This is a genomic window from Streptomyces sp. NBC_01446 (assembly GCF_026340095.1).
Taxonomy (GTDB): Bacteria; Actinomycetota; Actinomycetes; order Streptomycetales; family Streptomycetaceae; genus Streptomyces; species Streptomyces aureus.
Genome location: NZ_JAPEPO010000001.1, coordinates 4,673,251 through 4,690,205, shown reverse-complemented (window position 1 = coordinate 4,690,205; position 16,955 = coordinate 4,673,251). Strand labels below are relative to the sequence as shown.

Genomic DNA, 16,955 nt, shown 5'->3' with positions numbered 1-16,955 from the left:
GCGGTCTCCGTTCGGACAAGTTCGGACAACATCTGCGCACTCTCGCCACACCGGGCACGGCCGCCGCCTAAAGTTCCCCACCGGAACCTGGGGAGGGGACGCAGCATGCGCAAGGGGGCCAAGGCGGCTGTGATCGGCGGGGTGTTCGCCATCATGGTCGGGGGCGCGGGGTACGGCGCGTACAACGTGGTGACGGCCGTGACCGGTTCGGGCGGGTCGAGTACGGCGGGGGCACCCTCGCCGCGCAGGACCGGGCCGCCGACGGCGGACGAGGTCAAGGACGTGTCGCAGAAGTTCCTCGCGGCGTGGGCGAAGTCCGACCCGGACTCCGCGTCGCGCTACACGAACAACGCGGAAGCGGCGCTCTCGGCGCTGACCGGCTGGCACGACGACGCGCACATCACGCACACCACGCTGACGGCGGGGGCGCCTTCGGGGCCCGAGGTGCCGTTCAAGGTGAAGGCCACGGTGTCGTACGAGGGGAAGAAGAAGTCCCTCTCGTACGACTCGTCGCTGAAGGTCGTGCGGGGGCTCAACACCGGCCGGGCGCTGGTCGACTGGCAGGCGGCCGTCGTGCATCCGGACATGCGCAGGGGCGACACCCTCGTCACGGGCGAGGCCTCGACGCCGCCCATCGAGGCCGTGGACCGTTCGGGCAACGTCCTGACGAAGGAGAAGTACCCCTCGCTCGGGCCGATCCTGGACCAGCTGCGCGAGAAGTACGGCGACACGGCCGGCGGCCGCGCGGGTGTGGAGACGTACATCCAGCGCGAGAGCGAGGACGCCGGCACCAAGACGCTGATCACGCTGGTGAAGGGCAGGGCCGGCGAGCTGCGCACGACGCTCAGCGCCACCGCGCAGGCCGCGGCCGAGCGGGCCGTGAAGAGCTTCGACGAGTCGTCCGTGGTGGCCGTGCAGCCGAGCACGGGCCAGGTCCTCGCGGTCGCCAACCACCGCCGGGACGGCTTCAACGCCGCCTTCCAGGGCGAGCAGGCCCCCGGCTCCACGATGAAGGTCATCACCGCGGCGCTGCTCATCGACAACGGTGTCGCCTCGGTCAACAGCCCCGCGCCCTGCCCGGACACCGCGACCTGGCAGAGCCAGACCTTCCACAACCTGCCGGGCATGAAGGCCAACGAGGGCGCCAACCTCGCGGACAGCTTCGCCCGCTCCTGCAACACCGCGTTCGTGAAGCTCATCGACGAGAAGCCGCTGACGGACGAGTCGTTGACGCGCGAGGCGCAGGACCGTTTCGGTCTCGGCCGGGACAACTGGAAGACCGGCATCGCGTCGGCGGACGGCAAGATCCCGCCGTCCGGCGGCCCCGACCGCGCGGCCAACGCCATCGGGCAGGGCCAGATCCAGATGAACCCGCTGAACATGGCGTCCGTCACGGCGACCGCGAAGACGGGCGTCTTCCGGCAGCCGGTGATCGTGCCGCGCTCCCTCGACGACCGGGAACTCGCCACCGCCCGCGGCCTCGCGCCCAACACCGCCGCGCAGCTGCGGCAGATGATGTACCGCACCGCGACGATCGGCACCGCCGCGCAGGTCATGGCGGGTCTCGGCCCCGACATCGGCGCCAAGACCGGCTCGGCGGAGGTCACCGGCCAGACCAAGTCGAACAGCTGGTTCACCGGCTACCGCGGGGACGTCGCGGCGGCCGCGGTCACCGAGGAGGGCGGCCACGGCGGAGACGCCGCGGGCCCGATCGTGGCGGCGGTGCTACGGGCGGGTAGCTGAGCCGCCGTCGGGGGCACATGGCAAGACGCCTTAGTCTGAGCCGTCCGCGAGGAACCCAGTGGACCGGGCAGACAGGCAACGACGGAGGACCGGTGGGCAGCAGAGGCAGGCAACCCGAGCGCAAGAAGGCGAACGCGGCCGTGATCGGCGGTGTGGTCGCCGTCGTGGTGCTCGGCGCCGGGGTCAGCGCCTACGCCCTCTTCAGCGGCGACTCGGACTCATCGACCGCCGCCGACGACAAGCCCCACGTCAAGACGGGCCCCGTCACCCCGGCCGAGGTCCGCACCGCGGCCGACCGGTTCCTGACCGCGTGGGCCGCGGGCGACACCGCGAAGGCGGCGGCCGCCACGGACGACGCCACCGCGGCGACGGCCGCCCTCACCTCGTACCGCAAGGACGCCCATCTGTCCGGGGTGAAGCTGACGCCCGGGAAGCGTGCCGGGGCCAAGATGCCGTTCGCGGTGTCGGCGCACGTCTCGTACGGGGGAACGTCGAAGCCGTTCGCCTACGGCTCCGAACTGACCGTCGTGCGGCGGGTGAAGGACGGCAAGCCGCTCGTCGGGTGGCAGGCGTCCGTCGTGCACCCGGACCTCAAGGACGGTGACCGGCTCGTCACGGGCGCGGCCGGCGACCCCCCGATCAAGGCGACGGACCGTTCCGGGAACGAGCTGACCGCGGCCAAGTACCCCTCGCTCGGCACCGTCATCGACGGGCTGCGCGAGAAGTACGGCAAGAAGGCCGGCGGTACGGCGGGCATCGAGCTGCGCGTCGTCCACAAGGACAGCGGCAAGAAGAGCGAGCACACGCCCGACAAGACGCTCGTCACCCTCTCCAAGGGCACGCCCGGCACCCTGCGCACGACGATCAGCCCGACGTCGCAGGCCGTCGCCGAACGCGAGGTCGCCAAGCGGGAGAAGGCCGCGGTCGTCACCATCAAGCCGTCGACCGGGGAGATCCTCGCGGTCGCCAACTCCCGCCCCGAAGGCTTCAACACGGCCTTCCAGGGCTCCCTCGCGCCCGGGTCCACGATGAAGATCGTGACGTCGTCCATGCTCCTGGAGAAGAAGCTCGCGGGCGTCGACAAGAAGCACCCGTGCCCCAAGTACGTGACGTACGGCGGCTGGAAGTTCCAGAACGACGACAAGTTCGAGATCAAGGACGGCACCTTCCGCGCCAGCTTCGCGCGCTCCTGCAACACGGCCTTCATCAGCCAGGCCAAGAAACTGGACGACGGGGATCTGACGAAGCAGGCCCAGGAGGTCTTCGGGCTCGGCCGCGACAACTGGTCGATCGGCGTGCCCAGCTTCGACGGCGCGGTCCCGGTGCAGTCGCAGGCGCAGATGGCGGCCTCGCTGATCGGTCAGGGCGGGGTGCGGATGAATCCGCTCAACATGGCGTCGGTCGTCGCCACCGCCGAGACGGGCGAGTTCAAGCAGCCCTACCTCGTCTCGCCCGACGTCGACCACCGCACGCTCGCCACGGCCTCGCGCAAGCTGTCCCCGTCGACCGTGAGCGCCCTGCGCGACCTGCTGCACTACACGGCGGTCGCCGGTACGGCGGTCGAGCCGATGTCGGGGCTCGGCACCGACATGGGCGCGAAGACCGGCTCGGCGGAGGTCGACGGGCAGAAGCAGCCGAACGGCTGGTTCACGGCCTGGCGCGGCGACCTGGCATCGGCGGCGGTCGTCCAGCAGGGCGGCCACGGCGGTGACTCGGCGGGTCCCGTGGTGCGGCAGATGCTGCTCGCCGGGGACTGACGGCGGGGCCGATACCTGGTCGCGTGGTGGGTACACCGAGCGCTACGGTGCGGCCATGAGCACCCCGGAATCCGCCGCATCCGCCGCCACCGCCGCATCCGCCGCGCACCCCCGTTTCGCCGAAGCCCTCGCCGAGCTGGGCCTGGCCGACGTACTCCCGCTCGTCCGCCGCTTCCCGGAGGCGACCAGGACCGCGCAGGAGGCGGCGGCCGCGATCGGCTGCGAACTCAGCCAGATCTGCAAATCGCTGATCTTCGCGGCGGACACCGTGCCGGTGCTCGTCCTGATGGACGGTTCGTCGCGGGTGGACGTCGAGCTGGTCCGGCGCGAGCTGGGCGCCGAGAAGGTCACCCGCGCCAAGGCGGACGTCGTGCGCGCGGCGACCGGGTACGCGATCGGCGGCATCCCGCCCTTCGGGCACGTCACCAGGACGCGGGTCCTCGCCGACCGTTCGCTCCTCGACCACGACACCGTGTGGGCCGCCGCCGGCACCCCGTACGCCGTGTTCCCCATGGACCCCAAGTCGCTGATCGCACACACCGGAGCGGCCCTCGTGGACGTGCGCGAGAGCGCTCAGTGACCCCTGTGGTCGCGGCGGCCGTGCTCCTCGCGGCCGTCACGCACGCCAGCTGGAACGCGATCGCCCACCACATCACCGACAAGCTGGTCGGCTTCACGCTGATCTCGGGCGGCGGCGCGCTCATCGGGTTGGTGTGCGCGCCGTTCGTACCGTTCCCGCACGCCGCGGCCTGGCCGTACCTGATCCTCTCCGCGCTCCTCCACGTCGCCTACTACGCCCTGCTCATGCGGTCGTTCAAGCTCGGCGACTTCGGCCAGGCGTACCCGATCGCGCGCGGCACGGCGCCGCTCGTGGTGACGGTGCTCGCGGCGGTGTTCGCGGGCGAGATCCCCGACGGCTGGCAGGCGGCGGGCGTCGCGGTCTCGTGCGCGGGCCTGACCGGGCTCGCCCTGTGGGGCATACGGGGCTCGGGGCGCAGGCCCGACTGGGCGGCCGTGGGGGCGGCCGTCGCGACGGGCGTGTCCATCGCCGCGTACACCGTGGTGGACGGCCTCGGCGTGCGCGCCTCCGGGAACTCGCTCGGCTACATCGCGTGGCTGATGATGCTCGGCTGCCTCGGCGTCCCGGTGTACGCGGCCTGGACGTGGCTCGGCGAACTGACTGCCCGCCTACGGCCGTTCGCGGCGGTCGGGCTGGTCGGCGCGGCGCTGTCCGTGTCCGCGTACGGGCTCGTCCTGTGGGCACAGACGCGGGCGGACCTCGCCCCGATCTCGGCGCTGCGCGAATCGTCGATCATCGTGGGCGCGGCGATCGGGACGGTGTTCTTCAAGGAGCGGTTCGGTGCGCCGCGGATGGTGGCGGCGGGGCTGATGGTGGCGGGGATCGGGCTGATGCTGCACACCGCCGGCTGAGCGGGAGCGTTACCGGAGCTGCGCGCGGAATCCCAGGTTCGCCGAGGTCAGGCCGCCGTCGACCGGGAGTGTGACCCCGGTGATCCACGCCGCGTCCGACGAGGCGAGGAACGTCACGGCCGCCGCGACGTCCTCCGGCTCACCGACCCGCCCGAGCGGGTAGAGGCCACTGACGGCGTCCAGGGCGGCGCCCCGGCCCGACCAGGCGGGGGTGCGCACCGTGCCCGGCGCGACGAGGTTGACGCGGACGCCGCGCGGGCCCGCGTGTCCGGCGAGGGTGCGGGTCAGCGAGCCGAGTCCCGCCTTCGCGGCGCTGTACGCGTGATTGCCGTAGTCCTGAAGGCCGTTGACGGATCCGACGCTCACGATCGCGCCGCGGCCCGACGCCACCAGGTGCGGCAGCGCGGCGCGGCAGCAGCGGTACGCGCCGGTGAGCGTGATGTCGAGGTCGCGGGCCCACACCTCGTCGGGCTCGTCCTCGAAGAGGGCGGCGTCCGGGGCGCACGCGTAGGCGTTGTTGACGAGCACGTCGAGGCGGCCGAACTCCTCCACGGCGGCCGCGACCGCCGCCTCCACCGACTCGCGCGACCCGACGTCGCAGGTGAACGCCCTTGCCGCGCCGCCCTGTTCGCGGATCCCGGCGACCGTCTTCTCCGCTTCCTGCGGATCCACATCGGTGACGGCGACCCGCGCCCCCTCGGCTGCGAACCTGCGCGCGGTGGCGGCGCCGATGCCGCGTGCCGCGCCCGTGACCATGACCGCGTACCCCTCGAAGCGCCTCATGCGCCGACGCTACCCGGCGCCGGCCCGGGCGACACGGGGGCTATCCGGCGAGAGAGGAGCGCACGGCCCGCACCAGCGCCTGAGCGCGCGGGTCGGCGGTGACGCCCTTCTGCTGACCGTTCGTGACGTATCCGAAGGCGATCCCGGACTCGGGGTCCGCGAAGCCGAGCGCGCCACCCCTCCCGGGGTGGCCGAAGGAGCCGGGGCCGAGGAGAGGGGAGGCGACGCCGTGGAGCATGTAGCCGAGTCCGAAGCGGGTCGGGACGACGAGGACCCGGTCGGCGCCCGAGGACGCCTCGGTGCGGGCCGCCTCCATGGTGGCGGGCGTGAACAGGCGGGCGCCGCCGTCGACTTCCCCGATCAGGGACGCGTAGAAGCGGGAGAGTCCCTCCGCCGTGGCGACGCCGTTCGAGGCGGGCAGCTCCGCCGCGCGGTAGGCCGGGTCGTTCTCGTCGGGCGCGGGGTGGATGGCACCGAAGGCGCGGCGGGTCAGGGAGTCGGGGTCGGTGTACGCGTCGGCGACGTTCCTCTTGGGCCGGGTGCGCAGGCCGCCGGGCGCGGCCGGCGGATCGACGGGTCCGACGAGACCGGCCCGGTGCGCCTCGGCGTCGGGCAGCCCGACCCAGAGGTCGGCGCCGACGGGGGCGGCTATGTGCTCGGCGATCCAGGCGCCGACGGTGCGGCCGGTGACGCGGCGCACGAGCTCGCCGGTGAGCCAGCTGTAGGTCTGCGCGTGGTAGCCGTGGTCGGTGCCGGGTTCCCAGGCGGGCGCCTGGGCGGCGACGGCCGCGGCGCCGGTGTCGAGGTCGGCGGCCTCGGCCGGGGTCAGCGGGCGGTCGAGCGCGGGGACGCCGGCGCGGTGCGCGAGGACGTCGCGGACGCGGACGTGCTCCTTGCCGTGCTCCTTGAACTCGGGCCAGTAGGCGCTGACCGGCGCGTCCAGGTCGAGCTCTCCTCGCTGGTGCAGGAGGAGCAGCGCCGCGGCGGCCACGCCCTTCGTGGCGGAACGCATGATCTGGGCGGTGCCGCGCTCCCAGGGGGCGCCGCCGCCCACGTCGCGGGTACCGGCCCACAGGTCGACGACCTTGTGCCCGTCGCGGTGGACGACCACGCCCGCGCCGCGCTCGCCGAGCGCCTCGAAGTTGTGGGCGAAAGCTTCCCCGACCGCTTCGAAACCGGTGGCCACTGTGCCGTTCATGTCACTCACCTTGCGTGCAACAGCCATGGATCTCTGAGGATTCCTCGGCCGCTCAGACCTTCACGGACTTCGGGTCGAAGCCGAAGGGGAGCTCCAGGCGGTGTGCGCGCATGAGGTCCTCGTCGGCGAGGAGGTCGCCGGTCGTCCCGTCGGCCGCGATCACGCCCTCACTGAGGATCACCGAGCGCGGGCAGAGTTCGAGCGCGTACGGCAGGTCGTGCGTGACCATCAGGACGGTGACGTCCAACGACCGCAGGATGTCGGCGAGTTCGCGGCGCGAGGCCGGGTCGAGGTTCGACGACGGCTCGTCCAGGACGAGGATCTCGGGCTCCATGACGAGGACGGTGGCGACCGCGACGCGGCGGCGCTGCCCGAAGGAGAGGTGGTGCGGCGGCCGGTCGGCGAAGTCGGCCATGCCGACCTGGGCCAGGGCCTTGTGCACGCGGGCCTCGAGTTCGGGCCCCTTCACCCCGGCCGCGGCGGGCCCGAAGGCCACGTCCTCGCGGACGGTCGGCATGAAGAGCTGGTCATCGGGGTCCTGGAAGACGATGCCGACCTTGCGCCGGATCTCGGCCATGTGCCGCTTGCCGACGGGCAGACCTGCGACGGTCACGGTGCCGGCGCCGCCGGTGAGGATGCCGTTGAGATGCAGTACGAGGGTCGTCTTGCCCGCGCCGTTGGGTCCGAGCAGGGCGACGCGCTCACCGCGGCCGATGGTCAGGTCGACACCGAAGAGGGCCTGGTGCCCGTCGGGGTAGGCGTAGGCGAGGCCACCGACCTCGAGCGAGGCGGGGGAGAGCGGGGTGGGGGAAACAGTCACAGCAGCCATCCCAGCAGACAGACGACAAGAGCGGCACAGGGGAGGGTGAGGGCGTACGACCACTGCGCGCGGGACGCGCTCACGTCGTCGATGACGGGCATCGATCCGGCGTACCCGCGGCTGACCATGGCCAGATGCACGCGCTCACCGCGCTCGTAGGAGCGGATGAAGAGGGCGCCCGCGGACTTGGCGAGGACGCCCCAGTGCTTCACGCCGCTCGCCTCGAAGCCGCGCGACTCCCGGGCGATCTTCATGCGGCGCATCTCGTCGGTGATCACATCGCCGTAGCGGATCATGAACGACGCGATCTGGACGAGGAGCGGCGGCAGCCTGAGCCGTTGCAGGCCCAGGAGCAGCTCGCGCAGCTCGGTCGTGGAGGCGAGCAGGACGGACGCGGCGACGCCGAGGGTGCCCTTGGCGAGGACGTTCCAGGCGCCCCACAGACCGTTGACGCTGAGGGACATCCCGAGGACGTCGACGCGCTCGCCCTGCGCCACGAACGGCATGAGCACGGCGAAGGCGACGAACGGGATCTCGATGAGGAGCCGCTTGAGGAGGAAGCCGGCCGGGACCCTGGCCGCGTACGCGACGGCCGCGAGCAGGACCGCGTACAGGGCGAACGCCCACATCGCCTCGCGGGGCGTGGAGACGACCACGATCACGAAGCAGAAGACGGCGGCGAGCTTGGTGTGCGGCGGCAGGCCGTGCACGGGCGAGTGCCCGTGCCGGTAGAGCTTGTGCGCGTGCCCCGCACCCATGTCAGACGGTCTCCGTGATCTGGCTCGGGGAGGTGTCCGCGGTGCGGCGCCTGCGCAGCACCCAGAAGATGCCGCTGCCCGCGACGACGGTGACGCCGACGCCGATCACGCCGGCCAGGCCGCCGGAGAGCCGGGCGTCGCCGACGTCCTTGACGCCGTACCCGGCGAGCGGGGAGCCGTCGGAGGCGTGCTTCTCGGTCTTCGAGTCGATGCCCTTGTCCTGGGCGACCTTCTCCAGGCCGTCCGGGTTGGCGGAGGCGTAGAAGGAGACGAAGCCGGCGAGGACGAGGGAGGTGACGAGGCCGGTGATCCAGACCTTGCGATGGGAGCCGCGGGCGGCGACGGGTGCGGGCGCGGTGTCCGGGGCGTCGACGAGTTCGCCGGCCACGCGGAGCTTGAGCGGCCGGTGCAGGCCGCGGGCGCCGTACACGAGGTCGGGGCGCACGGCGACGACGGCGCCGACGGTCAGCGCGGTGATGACGGCCTCGCCGATGCCGATGAGGACGTGCACGCCGACCATGGCGGTGGCCACCTTGCCGATCGAGACGTCGGTGGTGCCGCCGATCGCGTAGATCAGGGTGAAGACGACGGCCGCGGCCGGCACGGACAGGAGCGCCGCGACGAAGGAGGCGACGGTGACGGAGCGGCGCCCCCGGGGCAGCACCTTCACCAGGCCGCGGAAGACGAGGTAGGCGACGACGGTCGTGGTGATCGCCATGTCGGTGATGTTCACGCCGAGCGCGGTCAGGCCGCCGTCGGCGAAGAGCACGCCCTGCATCAGGAGCACCACGGACACACACAGGACGCCGGTGTAGGGGCCGACGAGTATCGCGGCCAGCGCGCCGCCTAGGAGGTGGCCGCTGGTGCCTGCGGCGACCGGGAAGTTCAGCATCTGCACGGCGAAGATGAACGCCGCGACGAGGCCCGCGAGGGGGGCCGTGCGCTCGTCGAGTTCGCGCCGTGCGCCCCGGAGGCTGACGGCCACGGCGCCCGCGGCGACGACACCCGCGGCCGCCGAGACGGGGGCGTTGATGAATCCGTCGGGGACATGCATGAGTGAGGGCTCCGCTTCGGGGCACGCGACAGGTTTGGTGACCGTCCGATGATAGTGCCTTGTTGCGAACTGCTTGCAAGAGCGTCGTGGACACAATTAACCCGGAAGTAACCCCTGACGCATAGCCGCACATATGACTTATATGGGACATTAGATGACAGCACGCACAAACAGACGACGAGGAGTCCCCGATGTCTGACGTCGAGCAGTACGCACGCGCCCGCCTCGTCAAGGACTCCCCCGACGAGGCGCCGGCCGTCCCTGCGGTCCTGAGTTACGACGGACGCGTCCACGTCACCGTCCCCGAAGAGGGCGACTGGTACTTCCCCCGCGAGCTCCTGGAACAGGGGCTGCGCGCTCCGACCACCGTGGGCGACATCCACATCTGGCCCTGCGGCCGCGTCCAGGCCGTCATGGAGTTCCACTCGCCGAAAGGGGTGGCGGTCGTGCAGTTCGAGAAGAAGGCGCTGGTGCGCTTCCTTCGCCGGACGTACACGACCGCCACCCCGGTGGCTCACTGAGAGTCCCTCGAACTCCCGGTCAGGGAGGGGACCCGGTCACACGCGGGCCAGTTCCTTGTCCTCCTCCGCGGGGTCGCCGCCGGAGGCCGTCTTCAGGCCCTCGCCCTCGACGTCCACGTTCGGCAGGATCCGGTCGAGCCACTTCGGCAGCCACCACGCCCGCTTGCCGAGCAGCGCGAGCACGGCCGGCACGATCGTCATGCGCACCAGGAACGCGTCGAAGAAGACCGCGATCGCGAGTCCGAAGCCGATCATCTTGACCATCTGCTCGCTGGAGCCGATGAAGCCCGCGAACACGGCGATCATGATGACGGCCGCGGCCGTGACCACGCGGGCCCCGTGCCGGAACCCGGTGACGATGGCCTGCGCGGGCCGCTCCCCATGGACGTACGCCTCCCGCATGCGGGTCACGAGGAAGACCTCGTAGTCCATCGCGAGGCCGAAGACCACACCCACCATGAAGATCGGCATCATCGACATGATCGGCCCGGTCTGCTCCACGCCGAACAGCGAACCGAGCCAGCCCCACTGGTAGACCGCGACGACGGCGCCGAGCGCGGCGACCACCGAGAGCAGGAAGCCGAGCGCCGCCTTCAGCGGGACCAGGACCGACCGGAAGACCACCATCAGGAGCAGGAACGCCAGGCCGACGACGAGCGCCAGGTACGGCACGAGCGCGTCGTTCAGCTTCTGCGACACGTCGATGTTCATGGCGGTGGTGCCGGTGACGAGGACCTCGGCGCGGGTGTCCGCCTTGATGTCGGCACCCTTGTCGCGGATCGTGTGGACGACGTCCTCGGTCTGCGTGGAGCTGGGCTTGGACGACGGCACGACGGTGATCGTCGCCGTGTCACCGGCCTGGTTGAACGCGGGCGGGGTGACCGTCTTGACGCCGTCAGTCGCCGCGATGTCCTTGGAGACGCGGGCGACCGCGTCCTTCGGGTCCTGCGAGTGCTTCACGTCGACGACCGCCACCAGCGGACCGTTGAAGCCGGGCCCGAAGCCCTCGGAGAGCAGGTCGTACGCCTTGCGCTGTGTGGTGTCCGTGGGCTGGACCCCGTCGTCGGGCAGCCCCAGCTCCAGCGAGGACACCGGCACGGCCATCACGCCGAGCCCGACCACCGCGGTGAGCAGCACGGCCACCGGCCGGCGCAGCACGAAGCGCGCCCAGCGCGTGCCCATGTTCGTCTTCGGCTCGGGCTTCTCCTCGGCGGCCAGGACCTTGCGGGCCTTGCGGCCGTGGACCCGCTTGCCGGCGTAGCCGAGCAGCGCCGGGATGAGGGTGAGCGCGATGAGGACGGCGATGGCGACCGTGCCCGCGGCCGCGATGCCCATCTTCGTCAGCATCGGGATGTTGACGACGGCGAGACCGACGAGTGCGATGACGACGGTCAGACCGGCGAAGACCACGGCGGACCCCGCCGTGCCGACGGCCCGTCCGGCCGCCTCCTCGCGGTCGCGGCCCTCGGCCAGCTCGGCGCGGAAGCGGGAGACGATGAACAGCGCGTAGTCGATGCCGACCGCGAGGCCGATCATCATGGCCAGCGTCGAGGTGGTGGTGCCCAGGTCGAGCGCGTTGGCCAGCGCGGTGATCGACGAGACGCCGATGCCGACGCCGATCAGGGCGGTGAGCAGCGGAAGCCCGGCCGCGACGAGCGAGCCGAAGGTGATCACGAGGACGACGGCGGCGATCGCCACACCGATGATCTCGGTGGCCCCGGTCTCCGGCATGGCCTGGAGCGCGTCACCGCCGACCTCGACGGTCAGCCCGGAGTCGCGCGCCTCGTCGACGGTCTTCTGGAGCGCGTCCCGGTCGGCGTCCGTCAGCTCCATCGAGGAGACCTTGTAGGAGACCGAGGAGTACGCGATCGTGCCGTCCTTGCTGACGGTCTTCGCGACGAACGGGTCGGCCGCCGCGGCGACCTCCTTCGAACCGGACTTGAGGTCCGCGACGGTCTTGGTGACCTCGGCCTTGTTGGCCGCGGACGTGATCTTCTCGCCGTCCGGCGCCTGGAAGACGACGCGCGCGGTGGCGCCGTCGGCGCTGGAGCCCGGGAAGCGCTGGTCGAGCAGGTCGAAGGCCTTCTGGGCCTCCGTGCCCGGGATGGAGAAGGAACTGGAGGCCGCCGTCGGCGCGGAGGCGGCGCCCACCCCCGCGAGGGTGAGCAGCGCCACCCAGATCAGGGCGACGAAGTGCCGCCTGCGGAAGGCGAGCTTGCCGAGTTTGTAGAGGAACGTGGCCACGAGGGCGTACTCCCGGTCAGTCGTATGGGGGCAGGGGTGATCAGCCCGACGACGTGAGCGGTCGCGTCAGGTGCTCGGGTGGGACGGGTCTTGGGTGGAGAGGGATCAGGCGCCGAGAGCGGGGAGGACCACGGCGTCGATGTACGAGGTGACGAAGGCCTGGGTGGGCGGCTGTTCGTCGATGAGGGTCCGCGCCGTGAAGGCGCCGACGATCATATGGAGGACGTAGTCGAGTGCCGGGTTGTCCGCACGGATCTCGCCCCGGTCGACGGCGCGCCCCAGCACATGCCGGAGCTCCTCCATCTCGGGCTCGATCAGCAGCTCGCGGAAGGCGCGCAGGAGATCCGGGTTCTCGTGGACCGCCATGGCCAGGCCCCGCATCAGCGCGGATCCCTGGGCCATCTCGCAGTCGTCCTCACGGAGGACCAGTTCGTGGAAGTCGCCCCGCAGCGACCCGGTGTCGATCTCGCTCAGCCGCGACGGCTTCTGGTGCCGCAGCGCTTTCACGACCAGCTCGGCCTTGCTGCCCCACTGGCGGTAGAGCGTGGCCTTGCTCGACCGGGTGCGGGCGGCCACGGCGTCCATGGTCAGGGCCTCGTAACCGACCTCGCGGAGCAGTTCGAGCACGGCGCCGTACAGCTCGGCCTCGCGCTCGGGTGTGATCCGGCTGCGGCGCGTCGTCGCGGCTTCAGCCATGGGGCACTCCTGTTCCGGTCCGGACGGTGTGTACGAAACCGTTTCGTACAGAAGTACTCTACGAGCGCCCTTAACGAAACGAAACCGTTTCGTACGTGTCCTGCGCCACAAGCCGCGAGCGGAAACGAGGCAGCCCACAAGTTGCCGGGGCCCGTGGAGCGGAAAAGCATGGGTAGGTGAGCGACAACGCGTACCTGCGGTTTCCCCATCTGCACGAGGACCGGCTCTGCTTCGAGACCGAGGACGACCTCTGGGTCGCCCCGCTCGACGGGCCGGGCCGGGCCTGGCGGGTCACGGTGGACCGGACCAAGGTGAGCAGCCCACGGTTCTCGCCGGACGGCCGCCACATCGCGTACACGACCTGGCGCAGCCTGGACCCTGAGATCCATCTCGCGCCGGTGGACGGCGGCCCCGCCCGGCGGCTCACCTACTGGGGCAGTACGGACACCCAGGTCCGCGGCTGGACACCGCCCGACAAGGACGGGCGGACCGACATCCTCGCCGTGGCCTCGCACGGCCAGCCCTTCTCGTACTTCACCTGGGCCTACGACGTCCCCACCGACGGCTCCCCCGGCGGCAGGCTGCCCTGGGGCCCGGTCTCCGACATCGCGGTCGCCGAGTTCGACGGCGAGCGCAGGACCCTGCTCCTGACCGGCACCGCCCCGCACGATCCGGCCGCCTGGAAGCGGTACCGGGGCGGCGCCCAGGGCCGCCTGTGGCTGCACGGCGAGCAGCTCGTCGCCGACCTGGACGGGCATCTGGAGGCACCGATGTTCGTGGCAGGACGCATCGCGTTCCTCTCCGACCACCAGGGCATCGGCAATGTGTACTCCTGCCTGCCCGACGGCTCCGACCTGCGCCGCCACTCCGACCACGACGCGTTCTACGCCCGCAACGCCTCCAGCGACGGAACCCGGATCGTCTACCAGTGCGCCGGCGACCTCTGGATCATCGACGACCTCTCCGCCGACTCCGTGCCGCGCAAGCTGGACGTGCGCCTCGGCGGCCCGCGCGTCGGGCGCCGCCCCTACCAGGTGCCGGCCGCCCACCACGTCGACGGGCTCTCCGTCGACGAGACGGGCCGGGCCAGCGCCGTCGTCGTACGCGGCAGCCTGTACTGGCTCACCCACCGCGACGGCCCCGCCCGGACCATCGCCGACAACCCGGGCGTGCGGGTCAGGCAGCCCGAGATGCTCGGCTCCGGCGGGCAGGTCGCGTACGTCACCGACGCGGAGGGCGAGGACGCGGTCGAGATCTCGTACCTGCCGCGCGCGAGCGGTGAGCGCGAGCCGCGCCGCCTCGCGTCCGGGGAGCTCGGGCGGGTCCTCGAAATGGTCAGCGACCCGGACGGCGAGCGCCTCGCCATCGCGTCGAACGACGGCCGCCTCCTCCTCATCGACACGACCGAGGAGGAAGAAGAAGGAGGAGAAGCAGGAGCAGGAGCAGAACCGACCGGCGGCGAGGTCACCGAGCTGATCCGGTCGATCAACGGACCCGTGCGCGACCTGGCGTTCTCGCCGGACGGTGCGTGGCTCACCTGGTCCCACCCGGGCATCGGGCGCTCCCTGCGGCAGATCAAGATGGCCCGGATCAAGGACCGGACGATCATCGACGTCACCAACGGCCGCTTCGAGGACGAGAATCCGGTCTTCACGCGCGACGGCCGCTATCTCGCCTTCCTCTCCTGGCGCGGCTTCGACCCGGTGTACGACGTGCACACCGGCGACCTGTCCTTCCCGCTCGGCTGCCGCCCGTACCTGGTGCCCCTGTCGTCCGCGACACCCTCCCCGTTCGCCCTGTCACCCCACGGGCGCACGGCCGCAGGCGGGCTCGACCCGACCGAGGACTCGGGGGCCGACGGGACGCCGAGCGTGGAGATCGAGGGCCTGGCGGACCGTGTCGTGCCGTTCCCCGTCTCGGCGTCGAAGTACTCGGCGCTGTATCCCGTCTCGGGCGGCGGCCTCGTGTGGCTGCGCTGGCCGATCTCCGGCGCGCTCGGCGAGACCTTCGTCAACCCGGCCGACACCTCGGGCCGCCCCACCCTGGAGCACTTCAACCTCACCAAGGGCAAGAAGACCGAACTGGTCACCCACCTCGACTGGTTCGCGGTCAGCGGCGACGGGACGCGCCTGGTCGTCGTCGACGAGGGCGAGCTGCGGGCCGTCCCCTCCACGGAGACCGGCGACAGCGACTCCACGGTCTGGATCGACCTGCGCCGCATCCTGCACGAGGTGGACCCGGCCGCCGAGTGGCGCGGCGCGTACGAGGAGGCCGGGCGCATCATCCGCGCCTACTACTGGGACCCGAAGATGTGCCACATCGACTGGGACGCGATCCTCGCCCAGTACCGGCCGCTCGTCGAACGGGTCGCGTCCCCCGACGAGTTCGCCGACCTGCTGCGCGAGGTGCTCGGCGAACTCTGCACCTCGCACGCCTACGTCTCCGCCGCCCGCCGCAACGAGGGCCCGCCCCACTACCAGCGCGCCCAGGGCCTCCTCGGCGCCAACTTCGTGCACCGCGACGAGGGCTGGCAGCTCGTCCGCGTCCTGCCCGGCGACTCGTCCGACTCCAAGGCGCGCTCCCCGCTGGCCGGCAGCGGCATCCGCGAGGGCGCCGTCCTCACGCATGTCGACGGGCGCCCGGTCGACCCGGTGGCCGGCCCCTACCCGCTGCTCGCGGGCTCGGGCGGCACGACGGTCGAGCTGACGTTCCGGCCCGCGGAGGGCGAGGGCGGCCCCCGCCGCGTCGCGGTCGTCCCCCTCATCGACGAGCGCCCGCTGCGCTACCAGGACTGGGTCGCCAAGCGCCGCGCGGTCGTACGGGAGCTGAGCGGCGGCAAGTGCGGCTACCTGCACATCCCCGACATGGGCGGCTCCGGCTGGGCGCAGTTCAACCGCGACGTGCGCATGGAGGTCTCCCGGCCCGCCCTGCTCGTCGACGTACGCGGCAACGCGGGCGGCCACATCAGCGAGCTGGTCATCGAGAAGCTCACGCGCAAGATCCTCGGCTGGGACCTGACGCGCAACGCCCAGCCCGTCTCGTACGCGTCGAACGCCCCGCGCGGCCCGGTCGTCGCCCTGGCCGACGAGGCGACCTCGTCCGACGGCGACATGATCACCGCGGCGTTCAAGCTCCTCGGGCTCGGCCCGGTCGTGGGCCAGCGCACCTGGGGCGGCGTCGTCGGCATGACGGGCCGCCACACACTCGGCGACGGCACGGTCATCACGGTCCCGATGAACGCCGCCTGGTTCCCCGAGTACGGCTGGTCGATCGAGAACAAGGGCGTCGAACCGGACATCGAGGCCCTGCGCACCCCCCTGGACTGGGCGGAGGGGCGCCACGCCCAACTCGACGACGCGGTCTACCTGGCCCTGGACCTCCTGGTGGCCTCCCCCGCCAAGACTCCCCCGGGCTACACGAACACCCCGAACCACGCCCGCCCCGAGCTCCCGCCGCGCTGACCCCTCCCCCACAGGCCCGCCACACCGACCCGCACGGGCCCACCACGCCGACGCGCACAAGCCCCACCACGCCGACCCGGCGCCGGCGCGCACACGAACGAGGCGCCGGCGCGCACAAGAACGAGGCGCCGGCGCGCACAAGTACGAGGGCCACCCGGCGTCCCGGGTGGCCCTCGTACGACTGGCTCAGCGAAGCGAAGCGTCAGGCGTCGTAGTCCTGGTCGAACCTGTCCTGCGCTTCCTGTCGCCGCCGCTCGGAGTCCCCAGACTGCGAGCCACGCTCACGCATGCTGTCCTGAGTCTGCGAAGAGCGCTCACTCGCCTCGTCCCGGCGGTCCCGGCCTTGACCGGACCGCTTCTTGGCCTGGTCGGCGAGCTGCTCAGCCTTGTCCTGGAACTGGTCCTTCATGCCCATGCGATTTCACTCCCGTTTTTGGGTGAGGGGGTCGGGCCTCGACCAGAGTTACACGCCGGGACAGAGCACGCATT

The 16,955-nt window shown here is 71.7% G+C and carries 14 protein-coding genes; 6 read left to right on the top strand and 8 right to left on the bottom strand.

Going from position 1 to position 16,955, the window contains the following annotated elements:
- The first annotated feature begins 105 nt into the window (after positions 1 to 105).
- The 4 genes from OG456_RS21115 (at position 106) to OG456_RS21100 (ending at position 4,931) form a co-directional block, all read left to right on the top strand.
- A complete protein-coding gene (locus tag OG456_RS21115; RefSeq protein ID WP_266563260.1) occupies positions 106 to 1,743 on the top strand; it encodes a penicillin-binding transpeptidase domain-containing protein in 1,638 nt (545 codons plus the stop codon).
- Between the two features lie 92 nt (positions 1,744 to 1,835).
- On the top strand, positions 1,836 to 3,500 hold the full coding sequence (locus OG456_RS21110; protein WP_266563258.1) for a penicillin-binding transpeptidase domain-containing protein: 1,665 nt from the start codon (positions 1,836 to 1,838) through the stop codon (positions 3,498 to 3,500).
- Positions 3,501 to 3,555: 55 nt separating this feature from the next.
- Entirely contained in the window at positions 3,556 to 4,080 is a 525-nt protein-coding gene (locus tag OG456_RS21105; RefSeq protein ID WP_266563256.1) for a YbaK/EbsC family protein, read from the top strand.
- Entirely contained in the window at positions 4,077 to 4,931 is an 855-nt protein-coding gene (locus OG456_RS21100; protein ID WP_266563254.1) for a DMT family transporter, read from the top strand. Before OG456_RS21105 ends, OG456_RS21100 begins: the two co-directional genes overlap by 4 nt.
- Before the next feature lie 9 nt (positions 4,932 to 4,940).
- On the opposite strand, the gene OG456_RS21095 is transcribed toward OG456_RS21100, so the two are convergent.
- Genes OG456_RS21095 through OG456_RS21075 form a run of 5 tightly spaced genes read right to left on the bottom strand, consistent with a single transcriptional unit; the run spans position 4,941 to position 9,544 of the window.
- A complete protein-coding gene (locus OG456_RS21095) occupies positions 4,941 to 5,714 on the bottom strand; it encodes an SDR family NAD(P)-dependent oxidoreductase (RefSeq protein ID WP_266563252.1) in 774 nt (257 codons plus the stop codon).
- Positions 5,715 to 5,754: 40 nt separating this feature from the next.
- Complete coding sequence (locus tag OG456_RS21090; RefSeq protein WP_266563250.1) at positions 5,755 to 6,912, bottom strand: serine hydrolase domain-containing protein; 1,158 nt, start codon at positions 6,910 to 6,912, stop codon at positions 5,755 to 5,757.
- Between the two features lie 52 nt (positions 6,913 to 6,964).
- The gene (locus OG456_RS21085; RefSeq protein WP_266563248.1) at positions 6,965 to 7,741 is read right to left on the bottom strand and encodes an energy-coupling factor ABC transporter ATP-binding protein; all 777 of its coding nucleotides are present in this window, start codon (positions 7,739 to 7,741) and stop codon (positions 6,965 to 6,967) included.
- Complete coding sequence (cbiQ, locus tag OG456_RS21080; protein ID WP_266563246.1) at positions 7,729 to 8,490, bottom strand: cobalt ECF transporter T component CbiQ; 762 nt, start codon at positions 8,488 to 8,490, stop codon at positions 7,729 to 7,731. Before cbiQ ends, OG456_RS21085 begins: the two co-directional genes overlap by 13 nt.
- 1 nt (position 8,491) lies before the next feature.
- On the bottom strand, positions 8,492 to 9,544 hold the full coding sequence (locus tag OG456_RS21075; RefSeq protein WP_266563244.1) for an energy-coupling factor ABC transporter permease: 1,053 nt from the start codon (positions 9,542 to 9,544) through the stop codon (positions 8,492 to 8,494).
- Between the two features lie 191 nt (positions 9,545 to 9,735).
- Here OG456_RS21075 and OG456_RS21070 point away from each other — a divergent pair, with 191 nt between their 5' ends.
- The gene (locus OG456_RS21070) at positions 9,736 to 10,065 is read left to right on the top strand and encodes an SsgA family sporulation/cell division regulator (protein WP_266563242.1); all 330 of its coding nucleotides are present in this window, start codon (positions 9,736 to 9,738) and stop codon (positions 10,063 to 10,065) included.
- 36 nt (positions 10,066 to 10,101) lie between these two features.
- Here OG456_RS21070 and OG456_RS21065 read toward each other — a convergent pair whose 3' ends face one another.
- Both OG456_RS21065 and OG456_RS21060 read right to left on the bottom strand, forming a co-directional pair.
- Positions 10,102 to 12,309: an MMPL family transporter gene (locus OG456_RS21065; RefSeq protein ID WP_266563240.1), complete on the bottom strand. Its 2,208-nt coding sequence runs from the start codon at positions 12,307 to 12,309 to the stop codon at positions 10,102 to 10,104.
- A 105-nt stretch (positions 12,310 to 12,414) separates the two neighbouring features.
- The gene (locus OG456_RS21060; RefSeq protein WP_266563238.1) at positions 12,415 to 13,005 is read right to left on the bottom strand and encodes a TetR/AcrR family transcriptional regulator; all 591 of its coding nucleotides are present in this window, start codon (positions 13,003 to 13,005) and stop codon (positions 12,415 to 12,417) included.
- A gap of 176 nt (positions 13,006 to 13,181) precedes the next feature.
- Here OG456_RS21060 and OG456_RS21055 point away from each other — a divergent pair, with 176 nt between their 5' ends.
- On the top strand, positions 13,182 to 16,466 hold the full coding sequence (locus tag OG456_RS21055) for a S41 family peptidase (protein WP_266563236.1): 3,285 nt from the start codon (positions 13,182 to 13,184) through the stop codon (positions 16,464 to 16,466).
- Positions 16,467 to 16,668: 202 nt separating this feature from the next.
- Here the strand turns inward: OG456_RS21055 and OG456_RS21050 are convergent, their stop codons facing one another.
- On the bottom strand, positions 16,669 to 16,881 hold the full coding sequence (locus tag OG456_RS21050; protein WP_266563234.1) for a hypothetical protein: 213 nt from the start codon (positions 16,879 to 16,881) through the stop codon (positions 16,669 to 16,671).
- Positions 16,882 to 16,955: the final 74 nt, after the last annotated feature.